Consider the following 17,778-nt stretch of genomic DNA (forward strand, 5'->3'; position numbering starts at 1 on the left):
GCCTCCGTGGCGGACGTCGGATCAGGCCTGCTGGAGGTGCTCCCGCGCCGGTCGTGCCGCCGCGAAGTAGGCGATCGTCTGCTTGATCCCCTCCTCCCAGGGCACCTTCGGCTCCCAGCCCAGCAGTTCGCGGGCCAGGCGGGTGTCGGGGCGGCGCCGCTGCGGATCGTCGGTGGGACGGCCGACGAACTCGATGGGGGAGGACGAGCCGGTCAGGCTCAGCACCCGGCGGGCGATGTCCGCGACCGTGACCTCGTCCGTGCCGCCGATGTTCACAGGACGGACCGACCGGCTCGCGGCGACCGCCAGCACACCGTCGACCGTGTCGTCCACGTAGCACAGGGACCGTGTCTGGCTGCCGTCGCCCGCCACCGTCAGGGGCGCACCGGCCAGCGCCTGACAGACGAAGGTGGGGACGGCGCGGCCGTCGTGGGCCCGCATGCGCGGCCCGTAGGTGTTGAACAGCCGTACGATGCCCGCGTCCGCCTCCCGGGTCCGCACATGGGCGGTGACCAGGGCTTCCGCGAACCGTTTCGACTCGTCGTACACACTGCGCGGGCCCACCGGATTGACGTTCCCCCAGTAGTCCTCGCGCTGGGGGTGCACGAGCGGATCGCCGTACACCTCCGACGTCGAGGCCAGCAGGAACCGCGCCCTGTCGCGTTCCGCCACGGCCAGCAGGGCACGGGTGCCCAGACTGCCGGCGTCCAGGGTCTCCAGCGGCAGCCGGAGGTAGTCGGCCGGTGACGCGCAGCACGCGAAGTGCAGGACGAGGTCGTAGGGCCCGGCCAGGGTCTCCGGGCACTCGGGCGCGGACACGTCGCACTCGATGAACCGGAAACCGGGATGCCGCTCCAGATGGGCGACATTGGCGCGGGACCCGGAGAGCAGGTTGTCGACGCAGTCGACTTCGACACCCGAATCCAGCAGGCGCTCGCACAGGTGGCTGCCGATGAATCCGGCGCCGCCGGTCACCGCGGCACGGTGCCAGGGCAGGCGGGAGTAAGCGTCAGTCATGGGAGTCCTTAGCCGCACACGGCGCGTGAAGCAGCGAAAAGGGTCCGGTGCTGGGGTCTGTGTGCGGAACGTGGGGGAGCGGGACGCGGAGTCCGGATCGATCAACAGGAGCGTCTCGGCGGCCGCCGCTCTCTCGACGGCGCTGGGCCGAGTTCCCGGGCGAGTACGTTTCACACGTTGATGTCTGGTTTCTCCCGGTACCCCGGAACGCGCGATCGGACGCCCGCGCGGGTGCCTGTGAGCAACCACACTCACCAGGGCAAATATCCTGGTAAACGGGCAATTCGGCACCCGGAGAGCAGGGCGGCGGCGAAGGACGGCCGACGCCCGACCCGGCCCGTCTGCCACGATGGTCGACGCCGTGACCGACAAGGTGGAGCGGCCGCGCAGTGCCGCCGGCGTTCCTCGGTTCCGCTGCGTTCCACGACCGCCGCCTCGCCTCGGGTATCTCCCTGTGTCTTCCGCATCCCCCACCGCCCCTGCCCGCCTCCCGCACCCCCGCACCGCTCCCTCGCGCTCGCCGTGGCGGTCCCTGAGACACCGCGGCATGCGCTGGTGGTCCGTCGCGAACCTGGTGTCGAACACCGGCACCTGGATGCAGCTGACGGTGCAGAACCTCCTGGTGCTCCACATCACCGGCTCCGCCGCGGCGACCGGTCTGTCCATGTCCGTCCAGGCCGCCCCCGCCCTCCTCATGAGCCTGGCGGGCGGCGCGGCCGTGGACCGCTGGCCGCGCAAGCTCACGGCCGCCGTCAGCCAGGCCCTGCTCGGCCTGGTCGCCTTCACCACGGCGACCCTGGTGGCGCTGGGCCGACTCGACATGACGTCCCTGCTGGCGCTGGCCGCCGTGACCGGCACCATCGCCACCGTCGACGCACCGGCCTGCGCCCTGCTCGGCAACGACCTCGTGCCCGTCGAGGACGTTCCGTCCGCCATCGGCGTGGGCGCCCTGGTCCACAGCGCGGGCCGGCTCGCGGGCACGGCGCTCGCCGGTGTGACCGTGGCCTTCCTGGGCACGGGCGCCGCCTACGCGGCCAACGGCCTGTCCTTCCTCTTCGTGGCCTCGGTGATCCCCTTCCTGCGCCCGGCGCCCGGAGCGGCCGTGCGGCCCGTCGAGGCCCCGGCGCCGGAGCCCGCCGCCGGGGACGGGATGACCGTGCGGGAGGGGCTGGCCTTCTTCGTGCGCAGGCCCCGCCTGGTCGCGCTCGCCGGGATCAACGGGATCAGCGCGGTCTTCGGCCGCAACTACGGCCTCACGCTCGCCGTGCTCGTCACCGGGCCGCTCGCCGGCGGTGCCGGCTCCTTCGGCACGGTCTCCACGGTCCTGGCCGTCGGCGGCATCCTCGGGGCGGTGCTCGGCGCCCGGCTGCGGCGCCCGTCGGTGCGTGCGGTGGGCATCCTGGCCGCCGTGGGCGGACTGCTCCAGGTGGCGGCGGCGCTGTCGCCGTCGCTCGCCGTGCTCCTCGTCCTCGTCCTGCCCATGGCGGTGGCCGAGTCCGTGTCCGACACCGCGGGAACGGCGGTCCTGCAGACCGACCCGCCCGCTCACCTGCGCGGACGCGTCCTCGGGGTGTGGAGCGGCATCGGCACGGTGTGGGGCCTCGCCGGCCCGCCGGCCCTGGGCCTGCTCATGGAGCTCGCCGGGGCCCGGGGCGCCCTGGTCGCCGGGGGCCTGCTGATCGCCGGCGCGATCGGCGCGGGCCTCCTCGTCCACGGACGCCGGACCCCCGCGCCGGTGCTCCTGCCCGAGCCGGGCGACAGGACGGGCCGAGAGGCCCTCGGCACCGCGGCCTGAGGCCGATGGTGGCGTGGGTGAGCGGGGGCGGCGGCGCGGCAGGGCTCCGCGGGCGGAGACCGACCGGCTGAAGCGGGCCGTGACCCCGCACGCCGTGGTGGACAGGCGAGCGGAACGGTGGTCGTGGCCGGGCGCCTCGGCCCGAGCAGTCCTGGGAGGTCAGGAGCAGCGCAGCAGGATCATGAATCCGTAGTCCATGTGCAGCTGCTGGTGGCAGTGGAACAGGGACAGCCCCGGCTGGTCGGCGGTGAAGTCGAAGTCGAGGGTCTGGTAGCCGCCCAGCATGACGACGTCCTTGCGCAGGCCGTGGGTGGGAGTGCCCGATACATGGGTGAGCTCGAAGGTGTGCCGGTGCAGGTGGAGGGGATGGATGTCGTCGCTGGCGTTGCGCAGCCGCATCCGGTACCGCTTGCCGTGCTCGACGTCCAGCACCGGCTTGTCGGTGTCCAGGGAGAAGGGGACGCCGTTCAGCGGCCAGACGTTGAACCCCTTCTCGGCGGCGTTGCGCTTCTCCACCAGCAGGTCGATCGTGCGGTCGGGCCGCCGGGTGGTGGGGCCGGCGTCGGTGAAGGCGCGGTAGTCCCAGGTGAACGCGGGCGGCGTGGTCCACCGCGGGGTACCGGTGCGGCCGGCGTACTCCACCACGGTGCCCATGCCGGCGTTCCGGTCGTCGTCCGAGAGGTCCCCGAGGACCCACACACCCGGGTGGTCCATCTCCACCAGGGCCGAGACGCGTTCGGCGGTGCCGATCCACAGCACCGGCACGCCGGCTCGGCGGGGCACCGGATTGCCGTCGAGCGCGACGACTTCGAAGGTGTGGCCGGGCAGGGCGAGGCTGCGGATCTCGGTGGCGCTGGCGTTGAGGACGTGGAACAGCACGCGCTGTCCGGCCTTGACCCTGATCGGCTCACCATGGCCGAGCTTGCGGCCGTTGACGCTGAAGACGCGGTAACCGACTTCGTAGCCGCGCGGCATCCCCCGGGCCAGCGAGTCGGCCATGGCCTTCTCGCCCCTGCGCTTCAGGTCCGGCACCGGGGAGCCGGCCAGGAAGGACAGGGGAATGTCCCCGCCGTGGCTGAGCGAGGGCCCGAACTCCTTGAGCGTCAGGAACACTTCCTGGTCGTAGGCCCCTGGGTCGGTCTTCGGCTCGATGTACACCGGCCCGGCCTGACCGGAGTACGTGCCCCGGGTCAGGTCACCGAGTGCGGCCACATGGGTGTGGTAGAAGCGGAAACCGGCCGGTCCCGGGGTGAACGACAGGCGCCGCGTCCCGTGCGCGGGGATGTACGGGGTGCCCTCCTCGGCGGCCCCGTCCACGTCGGCGGGCACCCGCTGGCCGTGCCAGTGCAGCAGTTCGGGCGTGCCGGTGTCGTTGAGCACGTCGACCACGACCGGGCGGCCTTCGGTGAACCGCAGCAGCGGCCCGGGGAACCGACCGTTGTACGTCGTGGTCGTCACGACCGTGCCCGGCGCGAGCTCGACGCGTCCGGTCGCGATCCGCAGCGTGTGGTCGGCCTTCCCCGAGGGGACGGCCGCGCTCATCGCCGCCCGGGACTCACACCCGGTCACCCCGCCGGAAGCGACTCCGGCCAGCACGAACGCGCCCCCCGCCCGGAGGACGTCCCGACGAGAAACGGACACCGCTGTGCTCCCTTCCCTCTGCCTGGCGAGCAACGTAGGCGGAGTCGGATCAGCCACAGACGCATGTGCATATACGGGCAAGGCATACTATTCCGGACAGGTAAGGTCCTGTCGTCCCGTGCGCTGCCCCACGGGGGCTGCGGTATGGCCATCGAGGGGAAGACGATGTCGTTCGGCTGCCCGGGCGGTGACCTCTTCGGCGGACCGGACTCCACGGGAAGCACACGGACCATCGGCTGTCGGCCGAAGGGCGCGAGCGGCTTCCGGCCCGCCCGCCGGCGGGTCGAGCCGACCGGCCGGGAACTGCAGCGCTCGATCTTGCCGTGGGCATCAGCCATGTCCCCGGGGGAACCCAGGAGAGCAGGGGTGCCCAGGATTTCGCTCCGGTGACGGGAGGCAGGCCATGACGGGCTCGGGCGGTCCTCGGGAAGCGGTTGCCAGGGCCCTCGACGCGCTCGGCACGGGTGCTTGCCTGACCGACGAGCAGGGCTCCATCGTCGCCGTCAACACGCGCGGCGAACAGCTCCTGGGCCGCCCCGCCTCCGGCCTGGTCGGCCGGGACGCCCACGACCTGCTGCACCGCACCAGCTGCGGGGAACCCATCCCGAGGACCCAGTGCCGGATGCGGGAGTGCATCCTCGCCGGGCGCACGGCGCAGGGTGACGGCGAGTGGCTCGAGCGCGGCGACGGCAGCCTGCTGCGGGTGGCGTGGCTGGCCACTCCCTGTGACATCGGTGTCCGCCAGTCGGCCACGCTCGTCCTCTTCCACTCCGCGGGACGTCCCGGGCGGCCCGCCCCGCGGCCGCCGGCCGACGGACGGCTCTCCGAACTGGAACGGCTCGCTCTGCTCGCCGAGACGACCACCCTGCTCACGTCCACCCTGGACATCCACGAGGCGCTGCGCCGCCTGATCAGCCTCGTGGTGCCCCGCATCGCCGACTGGGCCGTCATCGACCTGATCGGCGAGCAGGACGACGTACGGCGCTTCGCCGTGGCCCATGCGGAGGGCGGCACCCTGGTGTTCCGGGACGACCTCCAGGGACCCATGCCACCGGTGCCGCAGGAGTCCCCGATGCCCCTGTCCCGTGCCCTGCGCGGCGTCGCCTCCTCCCTCGCCGGCCCGGAGACCTACCAGGGCCCACCCGACTCCGGCATCGCGGTCGAGCAGCGGCGCCTGTTCGAGACCACCGGCATGCACTCGGCGATCGTGGTCCCGCTCCGCAGCCTGCACGACGTCCTGGGCGCCCTCACCCTCGGCCGTGCCGACCAGCCCGAGCGGTTCACCGCCACCGACACCGCCCTGCTGGAGGACATCGCCCGCCGCGCCAGCCTGGCCCTGGAGAACGCCCGCCTCTACCAGCGCCAGCGCAAGGTCGCCGAGACCATGCAGCGCCATCTGCTGCCGAAGCTCCCGCGTACGCCCGGCCTGGGCATGACCGCCCGCTACCTGCCCGCGCCGGACGCCTCCGAGGTCGGCGGCGACTGGTACGACGCGTTCACCCTGCCGGACGGCGCCACCGCCCTCGCCATCGGTGACGTCGTCGGCCACGACCTCGACGCCGCGGCCGGCATGGCCCAGCTGCGCAACATGCTCCGTGCGTACGCCGCCTCCCAGGAGAAGCCGCCGAGCAAGATCGTGGAATGGCTCGACCACGCCACCCTGGACGTCGCAGAGGTGTCCATGGCCACGCTGGTCTTCGCCCGCCTGACGGTGAACGGCGCCGGACAGTACGAGCTGTCCTGGACCAACGCGGGCCATCCACCCCCGCTGCTGGTCACCCGCGACGGCGTGGCCGGCTATCTGACCGACGGCCACGGACTCCTGCTCGGCGTCATGCCCGACCGGGTCCGCCCCGACGCGACGGCGGAGCTGCCGCCCGGGGCGACCCTGCTCCTCTACACCGACGGCCTGATCGAGTCCCCCGGCCACACCCTCGACGAGGGCCTTGACCGCCTGCGCCGGCATGCGGCGTCCCTGGCCCACCGAGCCCTGGAGCCCTTCGCGGACGAGTTGCTGGCACGGGCGCGCCCACCCGACAACGACGACGACGTGGCCCTCCTGGCGGTGCGGTGCGTGCCCGGCACCCCCTGCTGAGTTTCGCCCAGCCGACGGCCCAGCCCGTGCGGGAGTTCGGCCCGCCGGGTCCGCGACGCCGGGCTCGCCAGCGGTGGTGAGCCGCGTCGGGAGGGCCCACGATGGGGAGGCAGCGGATGGAACAGTGAAGCCCGGAAGGAAGAGCGTGATGCCTACCGAGACCGAGCTGCTCAACTCCGACGAAGCGCGGCTCGAGGAGCTGTTTCGCAAGAGTCCGGCCGGTGAGGTCCCGCACGGCCCGATGGAGGGCACGGCGATCTTCCCGCAGGCCGGGACCGCGGTGGCGCGGCTGTTCGCCGGCCTGGTGAACGTGTTCGTGTGGCGGGGCGAGGTGTTCAGCCCGGAGGGCTACCTCAGCAACCGGCTCACACCGCTGGACATCCTGTGCGCCGTTGCCCAGGTCGGGCCCGGCCAGAGCTGGCTGGACGACCAGGAGTGCATCGTCGTCGACTACTCCGCCACGTCCCTGGTGTGCGCGGGCGTGAGGGACGAGATCCGCCAGGTCGGCCCGTACCTGTACCTGGGCCCGATTTGGCTGTTCGGCCGCAGGGTCGGCTGGTTCACGCTGCGGGAATCGAACAAGGACGACGTACAGCTCCGTTCGCCGTGCCCGTGACGCCGGTGGTCGGGACGGTCCTGCCGGTCATCGCACCGGCCGGCGCAGCAGGTTCATGCGGCACCCCACCGCCGTCCGGCGTCGGAGCGGCCACGCCCGCCTGCCGGCGGTGTGCCTGACGCACTGCCGTCCGCCGGCACCGGACGTATCGTCCGTATATGGGTGACGCCAGATGCGGCCGGGCCGGTCTCGCCCGGCCGGGGCCGCCCTCTCCTCGCCGCCGGTACCGCGGTCCGGAGCCACCGGCAGACGGTACGGCGTGCCCGCCGCCGCGCCGGGCGGTGCCGGTAGACCGGGGCCGGCCGGACGCAGGGCGGCGTGGGACTGCGTATCCGCGCGGACGCGGCCCCCGGCACCCTCGGGCGGCCATGGAGATCGCCGGGCGGCGCCGTACGGAGGGGTGAAGCAGCGTGTCCCACACGGCCCCCGACGCTCACTCCCCGGGCTTCGGCCCGGATGCCCTGGACGCTGTCCTGGAGCAGTGCGCGCGGGAGACCGGCGCCTACGCCAGCGCCGTCTACGTCCTGTCCCCGGACGGACACGTACTGCAGCTCGCGGTGCTGAGCGGGATCTCCCGGCGGATCGCCCTGCCCTGGGCGCGGGTCGCGCTGTCGGCCGCGAGCCCGGTGACCACCGCCGTGCGGCAGCGAGAACTGGTCTGGATCGGCAGCCAGGAGGAGCTGGCCCGGCGCTATCCGCAGCTGGCGCTCGTCCTGCCGTATCCCTTCACCATGGCCGCCGCGCCGATCACCACCGGCCCGCGCGCGTGGGGCGGTCTGGTGCTGCACTGGTCCAGCGCGCACCCTCCCACGCTGAGCGCACAAGAGCGTGAGGTGATCGACGCGACCTGCCGTCGTCTGGGCCTGATCCTGCGGGAGGACGCCGCCGGCGGCCGTGCGCTGGTCGGGCCCGAGCCGCGGATCCTGCCCGCCCCGCGGAAGCGCGCCGCCGGACCGGCCGAAGCGCAGGCCGCGGTCGACTTCGCCGAGCGCCTCCCCAGCGGCTGCTGCGCGCTCGACCCGGACGGCCGGATCACCTTCCTCACCACCGCCGCGGCCGAGCTCATCGGCGCCGGCATCCCCGACCTGCTGGGCGCCCGGCCCTGGGAGGCGCTCGCCTGGCTGGACAACCCGGCCGCCGAGGACCGCTACCGGGCCGCGGTGCTCAGCCGCCGGCCGACGTCCTTCACCGCTCTGCGTCCACCGGACCAGTGGCTGTCCTTCCACCTGTACCCGGACGCGTCCGGCATCAGCGTGCGCATCGTCCCCACCGCCTCGGCCGATGCCGTAGCCCCTCCGCATCTGCTGCACCCCGCGCCCGCCGCCGAACCCGGCCGGGCCACGGCCCTGTACCACCTGATGCACCTGGCTGCCACGCTGACCGAAGCGGTCGGCGTGCAGGACGTGGTCGAAAGGGTCGCCGACCAGGTACTGCCCGCCTTCGGCGCCCAGGCCCTCGCTCTGATGGCCGCCGAGGAGGGCAGGCTGCGGATCATCGGCTACCGGGGCTACTCCGCGGAGCTCATGGAACGCTTCGACGCGGCCCCGCTCTCCTCCGGCACCCCCGCGGTGCACGTCCTGACGACGGGCGTGCCGCGCTTCTTCGGCACCTTCGGCGACCTCGAACAGGCCTACCCGCCGGACGTCCTCCACGACGCGATGGCCGCGTGGGCGTTCCTCCCGCTGATCACCTCCGGGCGCCCCGTCGGCTCGCTGGTCCTCGCCTACGACCGGCCGCGGGCGTTTCCCACCGAGGAGCGCTCCGCTCTCACCTCGACCGCCGGGCTGATCGCCCAGGCGCTGGACCGCGCCCGTCTCTACGACGCCAAACAGCAGCTCGCCCACAACCTCCAGGCCGGCCTGCTGCCCCGCACGCTGCCCCACATCCCCGGCCTCGACGTGGCCGCCCGCTACCTTCCGGCCAGCTACGGCATGGACGTCGGCGGCGACTTCTACGACCTCATCCGCCTCGACGAGGCGGCGGCCGCCGCGGCCATCGGTGACGTGCAGGGCCACAACGTGCAGGCCGCCACCCTCATGGGACAGGTCCGCACCGCCGTCCACGCAGGCGCCGGCGCACCGCCCGGCGAGGTCCTCGCCCGCACGAACCGCCTGCTCACCGACCTCGACGCCGGCCTGTTCACCAGCTGCCTCTACGTCAGCCTCGACCTCGCCCGCCACCGTGCCTGCCTGGCCACCGCAGGGCACCTACCGCCGATACTGCGCCACCCGGACGGCCGCACCGAGGTCCTCCACCCGCCGCCCGGCCTGCTGCTCGGGATCGACCCCGCCGCCGACTACGCCACCAGCGACATCCCCCTGCCGCCCGGCGCCGTGCTCGCCCTCTACACCGACGGACTCGTGGAAGCGCCCGGCACCGACATCGAGGATGCGATCAACGCCCTCGCCGACCGGCTCGCGCGCACGGGGGACGAGTCCATGGACGTCCTGGCCGACAGCCTCATCGCCCGCGCCCGGCGATCCGGCCTCCGCACCGACGACGTCGCCCTGCTGCTGATCAGCCCGCGGCGCACCGCCACCTGACGCGGACCGCGTCCGTCGGACGACCGGCGGCACGACCGTGCGGGCCCCGACCGGTCGGGCCGTCCGACCGGTCAGGGGGTGCGGGCGGGGCGGGTCAGACGCCGACGAGACCGCTGGTGGCGCTGAACATCAGCCGCCCGTCCTGGTAGGCGTCGGCATGGGGGAGGGCGGGGGCGGGGTCCGTCAGGGAGCGGGTGCGGTGGGGGTCAGTGCCGTCGCGGTGAGGGGGAAGCCGTCGCGGGCGAGCCGGCGGCCGGGCGGACACGAGGGTGCCCGCCGTACGGCGCGTGTGACACCGGGCGGCGGTGGCGCGGCATCGAGCGGGCGAGGGCGTCTCCACCTGCTGACCCCGGTGGCGGCTGCGTTCCTCCACGGGACGCCTCGGCGATGAGCTCTCCCGGTGATCGAGGACGGCGGCCGGGGCTTTCGCTCAGCGCCAGAGCCCGGGTTCCCGGCGGCCTGCACCGGACCTCGAAGTGGGGAGCCGTGCGTCCCCTGCGCGGTCGCGCGTCCGCGGCGCCGCCCGGCACGGCTCGGGCCGGCCGCACCGGTTGTCGCCGGGCAGCCTGGCAGCGACAACCGGCGGAGCGGGCCGTACCGGCCAAGTGCGGCCTTGCGGCTCATTGCCGAACGTCGGCCCTGGGGGACGCGCATCGCGCGTCCGGCCCGCCCTCGGCCGGGTGCCACATCGTCGGCGGTCCAACCCCCGGACACCGCGGGCACCTGTCGCCGCTGGTGACGGCGTCACCAGCCGAACGTGTCCTCGTCGGCTCGCGCCTCCCGGGCCGGCGCGATCGGGCGCGCGTCGTGACAGTTGAAGCCGAGTCGCGTCAGTGCCCGGCGCATCTCATCCGTGGTGAAGTCCCGGCGGTTCTGCCTGGTGATCACTTCTCCGACCTGCATCACGGGGTAGACGTGGTGACCGATGGTCACGGACACGCCGGTGACGGGTTCGGGCGTGATGCCGCTCATGGACTGTTCGACCTCACCTTTGGTCAGGTCGAAGGGGAAACGAGCGATGACACAGCGCATGGATGCCTCCACAGGGGGTGGGGAAGGACGCCGGAGCAGGCCGACCGCTTGACGGTGGTCGGACGGGGTGGGACGGGGAGCGGGCGGCGGTCAGGAAGCGAGAGCGAGGATGCCGAGGGCGTCGCGGGCGGTCCGGCCGGCGCTGTCGGCCTGCTGCGTTCGGGGCGGGAACGGCGTCAAGGGCATCTCCTCTTCGTCGGGCGGGCGGGAGGGGTGACGGCTCGTCCCGACCGCGGGGAGCGCTTCCCCCCGTGGTCGGGCTACGGGTTGTTCCGGCGAGCAGGCCGACGGCTCCGGGCAGCGGCCGGGCCGGTCCCGACACGGCCGCTGCCCTGGCCGTTCCCCGAACGACCGGCGGCCCGGCCCCTGCGACGCCGGCCGGCGGAGCCACCGCCCTCGCGCTGTCCGTCGACCGGCGTGGCGAGGACGACGGGTACGCCGGAGGGGCTCCGGGCGCCGGTGATGCGCTGCAGCTCGGCCTCGCCGGGGCGGATCCGGGAGGTGTGCGGAACGATGCCGGCGTCGGCCATGAGGCGGTCCATCGCACGCCGCTGGTGCGGCAGCACGAGGGTGACGACCGTGCCGGACTCGCCGGCCCGTGCGGTACGGCCACCGCGGTGGAGGTAGTCCTTGTGGTCGCCGGGAGGGTCGACGTTCACGACGAGGTCGAGGCCCGCGACGTGGATTCCGCGAGCGGCGACGTTGGTGGCCACCAGAACCGTGACGTGGCCGTCCTTGAACTGGTCGAGTGTCCGGTTGCGCTGTGACTGGGACTTGCCGCCGTGCAGGGCCGAGGCACGCACCCCGACGGACAGGAGGTGCTTGGCCAGCCGGTCCGCCGCGTGCTTGGTGTCCAGGAACATGATCACGCGTCCGTCGCGTGCGGCGATCTCGGTCGCGGCGGTGTCCTTGTCGGCGTCGTGCACGTGCAGCAGGTGGTGCTCCATGGTGGTGACGGCGCCCGCGGACGGGTCGACCGAGTGCACCACGGGGTCGTGGAGGTAGCGGCGCACCAGGAGGTCGATGTTGCGGTCCAGAGTGGCCGAGAACAGCAACCGCTGCCCGCCGGCGGGGACTTGGTCGAGCAGCGCGGTGACCTGCGGCATGAAACCCATGTCGGCCATCTGGTCGGCCTCGTCCAGGACGGTGACGGCGATCCGGTCCAGCCGGCAGTCACCCCGTTCGATGAGGTCCTTGAGGCGGCCGGGTGTCGCGACGACGACCTCGGTGCCGCCGCGCAGCGCGCTCGCCTGCCGGCCTATCGACATGCCGCCCACCACGGTGGCGAGCCGCAGCCGCAGTGCGCGGGCGTAGGGGGCGAGCGCGTCGGTGACCTGCTGGGCCAGTTCCCGGGTGGGCACGAGGACGAGGGCGAGCGGCTGCCGGGGCTGGGCGCGTTGCCCGTCCAGACGGGCCAGTATCGGCAGGCCGAACGCGAGCGTCTTGCCCGAGCCGGTACGGCCCCGGCCCAGGACGTCCCGGCCGGCCAGCGCGTTCGGCAGCGTGGCCGCCTGGATCGGGAAGGGCACGGTGACGCCCTCGGTGCCGAGGGCGGCCAACAGCTCCGCGGGCATGTCCAGTTCGGCGAACGCCTCGACCGCCGGCAACGGCTCGGTGACGGTGACCGGCAGGGCGAACTCCTGTCGGCGCGGGGCGGAACGTGCGCTCTGGCCGCTCTTTCGTCCGGCGCCCTGGCGGGGGACCTGGCGGCCCGTCTCGTCCGTACGGAAGCGGCTGCCGCGAGCGGATCCTGTCGAGCGCGCGGACCTCCCGTCCTTGCGGAAGCCGCCGGAAGCACCGCCGGCGCGACGGGGGGTGCGGTTCATGGGGGAACCTCCTCGATGCGGCGTATCGAGGAATTCCGTCCGGCGGCTGTGGCCGCACAAGGATTCGCAAGAATGAGCCGGAGAAAAAAGAAAAACCGGGCTTCCGTGGGGCGGCCGGGGGCGTCGGCGGCCCGGTAAAATCCGGAAAGCGGGGAAATCAACGAACTGGGGCCCGCACCCCAAGAGCGCGGGCCCCAGCCACATGATGCGCGAACCACTGGCTCGCGACGATTCGCGTCAGTGTCAGGCGGGAACGATGTTCTCGGCCTGCGGGCCCTTCTGGCCCTGCGTGACGTCGAAGGTCACCTTCTGGCCTTCCTGAAGCTCGCGGAAGCCCTGGGTGGCGATGTTCGAGTAGTGGGCGAAGACGTCCGGGCCGCCACCCTCCTGCTCGATGAAGCCGAAGCCCTTTTCCGCGTTGAACCACTTCACGGTGCCAGATGCCATATTGAATCTCCCTCGGGGGCAATGCCGGACCCCGCACTCTGCGGAGCCGAGTCGCCGCGATGATCACCCCTCCGGAAAGATCCGGAAAGCTCTGCAAAGAAAAAATCTCTGGCAACCAAAACTGCAACTGCTATCACGCTAACACAGGTCCGGTCGCCGCACCCGTGTATTTGGCGGAGCGTCCGGGAATTCTCGTCCCGTCACGGTCCGTAATTCTGTACCGGCGGGACTAGGTATCCGTGCCGCGTCCGTCCAGCTTCCGGCGCATGTCCCGGTTCAGGCGGAGGGCGTCGTCGAGCTGGTCCTCGAGCGAGACGATGCGGCACGCGGCCTCGACGGGAGTGCCCTGGTCGACCAGTTCGCGGGCGCGGGCGGCGACGCGCAACTGGCGGCGGGAGTACCGGCGGTGGCCGCCTTCCGAGCGCAGGGGCGTGATGAGCCCGGCCTCGCCGACGGCGCGGAGGAAGGCGGGGGTGATCCCGAGAACGTCGGCGGCCCGCCCCATGGTGTAGGCGGGATAGTCGTCGTCGTCGAGGTTGCCGGCGGCAGGGGCGTTCTCAGCGGGCATGTCACCTTCGTTTCGGGGGCGCGGCGGGGAAGCCGGGCGTGCGTGGCACCCGCGCTGAAGTCTCAGCGCCACCTGCCTCGTGCACCCAAACCCTAACTCCGCCGGGTGCGGGCATGTGGCCTCGCCGTGGCAGATTTCCGCGTCGGGCCGGGCATCCGGCCGCCCGGGGCATGCCGTGCAGGCCGGCCCGGGATCCGGCCGGGACGGCCCCACAGGGTGACCGGCGGCTCCGATGAGGGGCGGAGCGCCGTAGTACCCCGGTACTACCCGCCCGCCACTGTTCAGCCCCCGGTACCACCGGATCCGGCGGATCGCGGACTTAGCGTGCCCAAGGAGGCGTCGGGCGTTTCGGGCGCCGGAGTCCGAAAGAGAGAACGCGAATGATCGAGGCACAGCAGCTCACCAAGAGGTACGGGGAGAAGACCGCCGTCGACGGGCTGGACTTCACCGTGAAGCCGGGCACGGTGACCGGATTCCTCGGCCCCAACGGAGCGGGCAAGTCCACGACGATGCGCATGATCGTCGGGCTGGACGCGCCGACGGCCGGCTCCGTCACGGTGAACGGACAGCGCTACGCCCGCCACCAGGCACCGCTGCAGGAGGTCGGGGCGCTGCTGGAGGCGAAGTCGATCCACCCGGGCCGCTCCGCCTACAACCACCTCCGCGCGCTCGCGCTGACCCACGGCATCCCGCGCCGACGGGTCGACGAGGTCGTCGAACTGGCCGGTCTCGGCAGCGTCGCGAAGAAGCGGGCGGGCGCCTTCTCCCTCGGCATGGGACAGCGGCTCGGCATCGCGGCGGCCCTGCTCGGCGATCCGCAGACCGTGATGCTGGACGAGCCGGTCAACGGGCTCGACCCCGAGGGCGTGCTCTGGATCCGGAACCTGCTCACCTCCCTCGCGGCCGAGGGCCGCACGGTGTTCGTCTCCTCGCATCTGATGAGCGAGGTGTCCCTGGTCGCGGATCACCTGATCATCGTCGGGCGGGGACGGCTGCTGGCCGACACCACCGTGCAGGACCTGGTCCGCGAGGCGGGCGGCGACACCGTGAAGGTCGCGACGGACGACCCCGCGCGGCTGCGGGACGTGCTGGCCGGGCCGGGCGTGGAGATCACGGGACGCATCGGCTCCGAGGAGCTGCAGGTGACGGGGGTGTCCGCCCGCGAGATCGGGCTGAAGGCGGCCGAGCACGGGATCCCCCTGTTCGAGCTGACCACGAAGGCCGTCTCGCTGGAGGAGGCCTTCATGGAACTGACCAGGGACGCCGTGGAGTACCACGGCTCCACGACCGGCACCGAGACCTCCGGGAGCGCGGCATGAGCACCCTCACGGCAACCCCCGAGACCCCCGAGACCGCCCCGGCCGCCCCGGCCCGGCCCGCCTACCGGGTGACCGGGCGGCGCGTGCTGGCCTCGGAGTGGGCCAAGCTCTGGTCCCTGCGCTCCACCTGGATCACGCTCGGCCTGGGCCTGCTGTTCCTCGTCGCCTTCGGCGTCATCGCCGCGAGCCACTACAAGTCGAACCTCGACTCCGGCCGGCACATGGACCGCGACTTCGCCACCGCGACGGCCGTGAGCCTGTCCCTCTTCGGCACGAACTTCGCCCAGTTGGCCCTCGGCGTGCTCGGCGTGCTGGTCACGGCGGGCGAGTACTCCACCGGCATGATCCGCTCGACCCTGGCCGCGGTCCCGCGCCGGCTGCCCGTGCTGTGGTCCAAGGCGGCGGTGTACGGGCTGGTCGCGCTGGTGGTCGCGACCGTCGGCGCGTTCGTCGCCTTCCTCGTCGGCAGCCAGATCGTCTCCGGCACCCCCGCCGCCATGGGCCTCGGCCACGCCGGCGTCGTCCGCAGCCTCCTGGGCGCCGGGCTCTACCTCGGCCTGGTCGGCGTCATCGGCGCCGCCCTGGGCGCGCTGCTGCGGTCCGTGGCCGGCGGCATCTCGGTCCTGGTCGCCGCCCTGATGCTCGTACCCGGGCTGATCTCCCTGCTGCCCAGCTCCTGGCAGGGAAACATCGACCCCTACCTCCCCAGCCACGCGGGCGAGTCGATCTTCGCCCTGACCCACGACTCGACGACCCTGTCGCCGGGCGCCGGACTCCTGGTCTTCCTCGGCTGGACGGCCCTGGCGCTGGCCGGAGCGGCGTACCGGCTGCTGCGCAGCGACGTCTGAGCGGCCACCCGCATCATGGTGTGGTGACGTCCGTGACCACCGAGGATCTCAGCGGCATGGGGCCGCTGGTCGCCCGGCTCGGCCGGGTCGGCCAGCGGCTCCGGCACGCCGACCGGGCCCGGCCGTGGGTGCTGGACACAGCGGTGGTGGTCCTGGTGGCCCTGCTGTTCTGCCTGCCGGACCTGCTGCACGCGGTCGGCGTGATCGGCGGCGACGGCGACGGTGACGGCCCGCGCCGCTTCCGTGTGGCGTTCACCCGCTTGCCCGTGGCGGGCATGCTGGCCCTGCAGGCCGGGCTGGTGCTGCCGCTGTTGTGGCGGCGGCGGGCGCCCGCCGCAGCATTCGGCGCCGTCACGGCCGTGTTCGTCCTCCAGTGGTCCCTCGGTGCCGCGCTCCGCGCGGACGTCGCCCTCTTCGTCGCCCTGTACAGCCTGGCCCTGCACGGGCGGCTGCGACAGCTCCCCTGGGCCTGCGCGGTCAGCGCGGGCGCGCTCGGCCTGGTCGCGGCGCGGGTCTCGGCGGCGGTGTCGGTCTGGGACGCCCTGTTCTTCCTGCTCAGCACGGCGACCGCGGCACTCGCGCTCGGCATGGTGATCCGCATCCGGCGGGCCCAGCTGGCCGGGCTGCGGGACCGGGCGGCACGGCTGGAGATCGAACGCGACCAGCGCGGCAGACTCGCCGTCGCCGCCGAGCGGGCACGGGTGGCCCGGGAGATGCACGACATCGTCGGCCACAACCTGTCCGTCATCATCACCCTCGCCGACGCGGGCGCCTATGCGGCCGGCGCCGCTCCGGAACGGGGCAAGGAGGCACTGCACCTCATCGGGGACACCGGCCGTCAGGCCATGGGCGAACTGCGCCGGGTGCTCGGCGTACTGCGCGAGGCGGACGGTCCGCCGGCCGAGCCCGAGCTGAGCCCGCAGCCGGGCGTCACGGACATCGACGCGCTGTGCGAGGGAGTGCGCGCCGCCGGTCTGGAGGTCGTCTACCGTACGGCCGGAGACATCGACGCCCTCGACAGCGGGGTGCAGCTCACGGTCTACCGCATCGTGCAGGAGGCCCTGACGAACACCCTCAAACACGCCGGCGCCGGTGCGCGTGCGACCCTGGCGATCGTCGTGGAGGACACCCGGCTGACCATCACCGTCCAGGACTCCGGTCCGCCCGGTCCGACCGACCGTCCCCGTACGGCGAACGAGGAAGGACACGGCCTGGTGGGCATGCGAGAACGAGCGGCGCTCTACGGAGGGCACGTCAGCGCGAGCCCCGCGGGCGCCGGCTGGACGGTGCGGGCCGACCTCGACCTCACTCCCCAGGACGGTGCCCGGTGACGACCGTGCTCGTCGTGGACGACCAGCCGCTCCAGCGGTACGGCTTCCGCATGCTCCTGGACTCCGTGCCCGAGACGGAGGTGGTCGGCGAGGCCGCGCACGGGGCCGAAGCCGTCCGCAAGACCGCCGAACTCCGCCCCGACGTCGTCCTCATGGACGTGCGCATGCCCGGCATGGACGGCATCGAGGCCACCCGCCGGATCGTCGCCGCCGGCGACCGCTCCCGCGTCCTCGTGCTGACCACCTTCGACATCGACGAGTACGTGTACGCGGCACTGCGCGCCGGAGCCAGCGGCTTCCTCCTCAAGGACGCCCGCCCCGAGGAGCTCCTCGCCGGTATCCGTGCCGTGGCCGCCGGCGACGCGGTGATCGCGCCCGCGCTCACCCGCCGCCTGCTGCACGAGTTCGCCCGTCTGGTGCCATCCGGCGGCGACGGTTCCGTCGAGGACCCGCGGCTGGCCTCGCTCACGGACCGCGAACGCGAGATTCTCGTCGCCATCGGCAAGGGCTGGAGCAACGGCGAGATCGCCGACCGTTTCGTCCTGTCGGAGTCCACGGTGAAGACCCATGTCGGCCGCGTACTGTCCAAGATCGGCGCCCGCGACCGCATCCAGGCGGTGATCTTCGCCTACGACCACGGCCTGGCCCGACCTCAGGCGGGCTGAGCCGGGGACGCTCCACGCACCTGGAAACACAGGGG

The 17,778-nt window shown here is 73.0% G+C and carries 14 protein-coding genes; 8 read left to right on the forward strand and 6 right to left on the reverse strand.

What is annotated here, in order from left to right; all coding sequences use genetic code 11:
* Positions 1-21: 21 nt before the first annotated feature.
* Positions 22-1,017 (reverse strand): NAD-dependent epimerase/dehydratase family protein, encoded by a 996-nt coding sequence (locus tag AB0L59_RS13940; RefSeq protein ID WP_365582533.1) that lies wholly within the window; start codon positions 1,015-1,017, stop codon positions 22-24.
* 454 nt (positions 1,018-1,471) lie between these two features.
* Between AB0L59_RS13940 and AB0L59_RS13945 the strand changes: the two genes are divergently transcribed.
* Positions 1,472-2,812: an MFS transporter gene (locus AB0L59_RS13945; RefSeq protein WP_365582535.1), complete on the forward strand. Its 1,341-nt coding sequence runs from the start codon at positions 1,472-1,474 to the stop codon at positions 2,810-2,812.
* Positions 2,813-2,971: 159 nt separating this feature from the next.
* Here AB0L59_RS13945 and AB0L59_RS13950 read toward each other — a convergent pair whose 3' ends face one another.
* Positions 2,972-4,453: a multicopper oxidase domain-containing protein gene (locus AB0L59_RS13950; protein ID WP_365582536.1), complete on the reverse strand. Its 1,482-nt coding sequence runs from the start codon at positions 4,451-4,453 to the stop codon at positions 2,972-2,974.
* A gap of 403 nt (positions 4,454-4,856) precedes the next feature.
* On the opposite strand from AB0L59_RS13950, the gene AB0L59_RS13955 reads away from it, so the two are divergent.
* The 3 genes from AB0L59_RS13955 (at position 4,857) to AB0L59_RS13965 (ending at position 9,707) form a co-directional block, all read left to right on the forward strand.
* Positions 4,857-6,548 carry a SpoIIE family protein phosphatase gene (locus tag AB0L59_RS13955; protein WP_365582538.1) on the forward strand — a complete coding sequence of 564 codons (1,692 nt, stop codon included), beginning with the start codon at positions 4,857-4,859 and terminating at the stop codon, positions 6,546-6,548.
* A gap of 148 nt (positions 6,549-6,696) precedes the next feature.
* Positions 6,697-7,164, forward strand: a complete 468-nt coding sequence (locus AB0L59_RS13960; RefSeq protein WP_365582539.1) for a hypothetical protein — start codon at positions 6,697-6,699, stop codon at positions 7,162-7,164.
* Positions 7,165-7,574: 410 nt separating this feature from the next.
* Entirely contained in the window at positions 7,575-9,707 is a 2,133-nt protein-coding gene (locus AB0L59_RS13965; RefSeq protein ID WP_365582540.1) for a SpoIIE family protein phosphatase, read from the forward strand.
* A gap of 744 nt (positions 9,708-10,451) precedes the next feature.
* On the opposite strand, the gene AB0L59_RS13970 is transcribed toward AB0L59_RS13965, so the two are convergent.
* The 4 genes from AB0L59_RS13970 to AB0L59_RS13985 all read right to left on the reverse strand — a co-directional run bounded on the left by AB0L59_RS13970 (position 10,452) and on the right by AB0L59_RS13985 (position 13,580).
* Complete coding sequence (locus AB0L59_RS13970; RefSeq protein WP_365582542.1) at positions 10,452-10,739, reverse strand: SCO5918 family protein; 288 nt, start codon at positions 10,737-10,739, stop codon at positions 10,452-10,454.
* 260 nt (positions 10,740-10,999) lie between these two features.
* Complete coding sequence (locus AB0L59_RS13975) at positions 11,000-12,565, reverse strand: DEAD/DEAH box helicase (RefSeq protein ID WP_365582544.1); 1,566 nt, start codon at positions 12,563-12,565, stop codon at positions 11,000-11,002.
* Positions 12,566-12,808: 243 nt separating this feature from the next.
* Positions 12,809-13,012 (reverse strand): cold-shock protein, encoded by a 204-nt coding sequence (locus AB0L59_RS13980; RefSeq protein WP_031482971.1) that lies wholly within the window; start codon positions 13,010-13,012, stop codon positions 12,809-12,811.
* A gap of 229 nt (positions 13,013-13,241) precedes the next feature.
* A complete protein-coding gene (locus AB0L59_RS13985; RefSeq protein WP_365582545.1) occupies positions 13,242-13,580 on the reverse strand; it encodes a MerR family transcriptional regulator in 339 nt (112 codons plus the stop codon).
* Between the two features lie 380 nt (positions 13,581-13,960).
* Here AB0L59_RS13985 and AB0L59_RS13990 point away from each other — a divergent pair, with 380 nt between their 5' ends.
* The 4 genes from AB0L59_RS13990 to AB0L59_RS14005 are packed head-to-tail and all read left to right on the forward strand — an operon-like array spanning position 13,961 to position 17,743.
* A complete protein-coding gene (locus tag AB0L59_RS13990) occupies positions 13,961-14,899 on the forward strand; it encodes an ATP-binding cassette domain-containing protein (RefSeq protein WP_365582547.1) in 939 nt (312 codons plus the stop codon).
* Entirely contained in the window at positions 14,896-15,747 is an 852-nt protein-coding gene (locus tag AB0L59_RS13995) for an ABC transporter permease (protein ID WP_365582549.1), read from the forward strand. Before AB0L59_RS13990 ends, AB0L59_RS13995 begins: the two co-directional genes overlap by 4 nt.
* A gap of 32 nt (positions 15,748-15,779) precedes the next feature.
* A complete protein-coding gene (locus AB0L59_RS14000; RefSeq protein WP_365582741.1) occupies positions 15,780-17,078 on the forward strand; it encodes a histidine kinase in 1,299 nt (432 codons plus the stop codon).
* Complete coding sequence (locus tag AB0L59_RS14005; protein ID WP_365582551.1) at positions 17,075-17,743, forward strand: response regulator transcription factor; 669 nt, start codon at positions 17,075-17,077, stop codon at positions 17,741-17,743. The genes AB0L59_RS14000 and AB0L59_RS14005 overlap by 4 nt, the downstream gene beginning before the upstream one ends.
* Positions 17,744-17,778 lie beyond the last annotated feature (35 nt).

Source organism: Streptomyces sp. NPDC052109 (assembly GCF_040680195.1).
GTDB lineage: Bacteria > Actinomycetota > Actinomycetes > Streptomycetales > Streptomycetaceae > Streptomyces.

What these genes read in the sequence shown, in the direction of transcription:
- AB0L59_RS13940 (WP_365582533.1), bottom strand. Translation starts at nt 1,017, where the DNA reads ATGACTGACGCTTACTCCCGCCTGCCCTGGCACCGTGCCGCGGTGACC.
- AB0L59_RS13955 (WP_365582538.1), top strand. Translation starts at nt 4,857, where the DNA reads ATGACGGGCTCGGGCGGTCCTCGGGAAGCGGTTGCCAGGGCCCTCGAC.
- AB0L59_RS13960 (WP_365582539.1), top strand. Translation starts at nt 6,697, where the DNA reads ATGCCTACCGAGACCGAGCTGCTCAACTCCGACGAAGCGCGGCTCGAG.
- AB0L59_RS13970 (WP_365582542.1), bottom strand. Translation starts at nt 10,739, where the DNA reads ATGCGCTGTGTCATCGCTCGTTTCCCCTTCGACCTGACCAAAGGTGAG.
- AB0L59_RS13975 (WP_365582544.1), bottom strand. Translation starts at nt 12,565, where the DNA reads ATGAACCGCACCCCCCGTCGCGCCGGCGGTGCTTCCGGCGGCTTCCGC.
- AB0L59_RS13980 (WP_031482971.1), bottom strand. Translation starts at nt 13,012, where the DNA reads ATGGCATCTGGCACCGTGAAGTGGTTCAACGCGGAAAAGGGCTTCGGC.
- AB0L59_RS13985 (WP_365582545.1), bottom strand. Translation starts at nt 13,580, where the DNA reads ATGCCCGCTGAGAACGCCCCTGCCGCCGGCAACCTCGACGACGACGAC.
- AB0L59_RS13990 (WP_365582547.1), top strand. Translation starts at nt 13,961, where the DNA reads ATGATCGAGGCACAGCAGCTCACCAAGAGGTACGGGGAGAAGACCGCC.
- AB0L59_RS13995 (WP_365582549.1), top strand. Translation starts at nt 14,896, where the DNA reads ATGAGCACCCTCACGGCAACCCCCGAGACCCCCGAGACCGCCCCGGCC.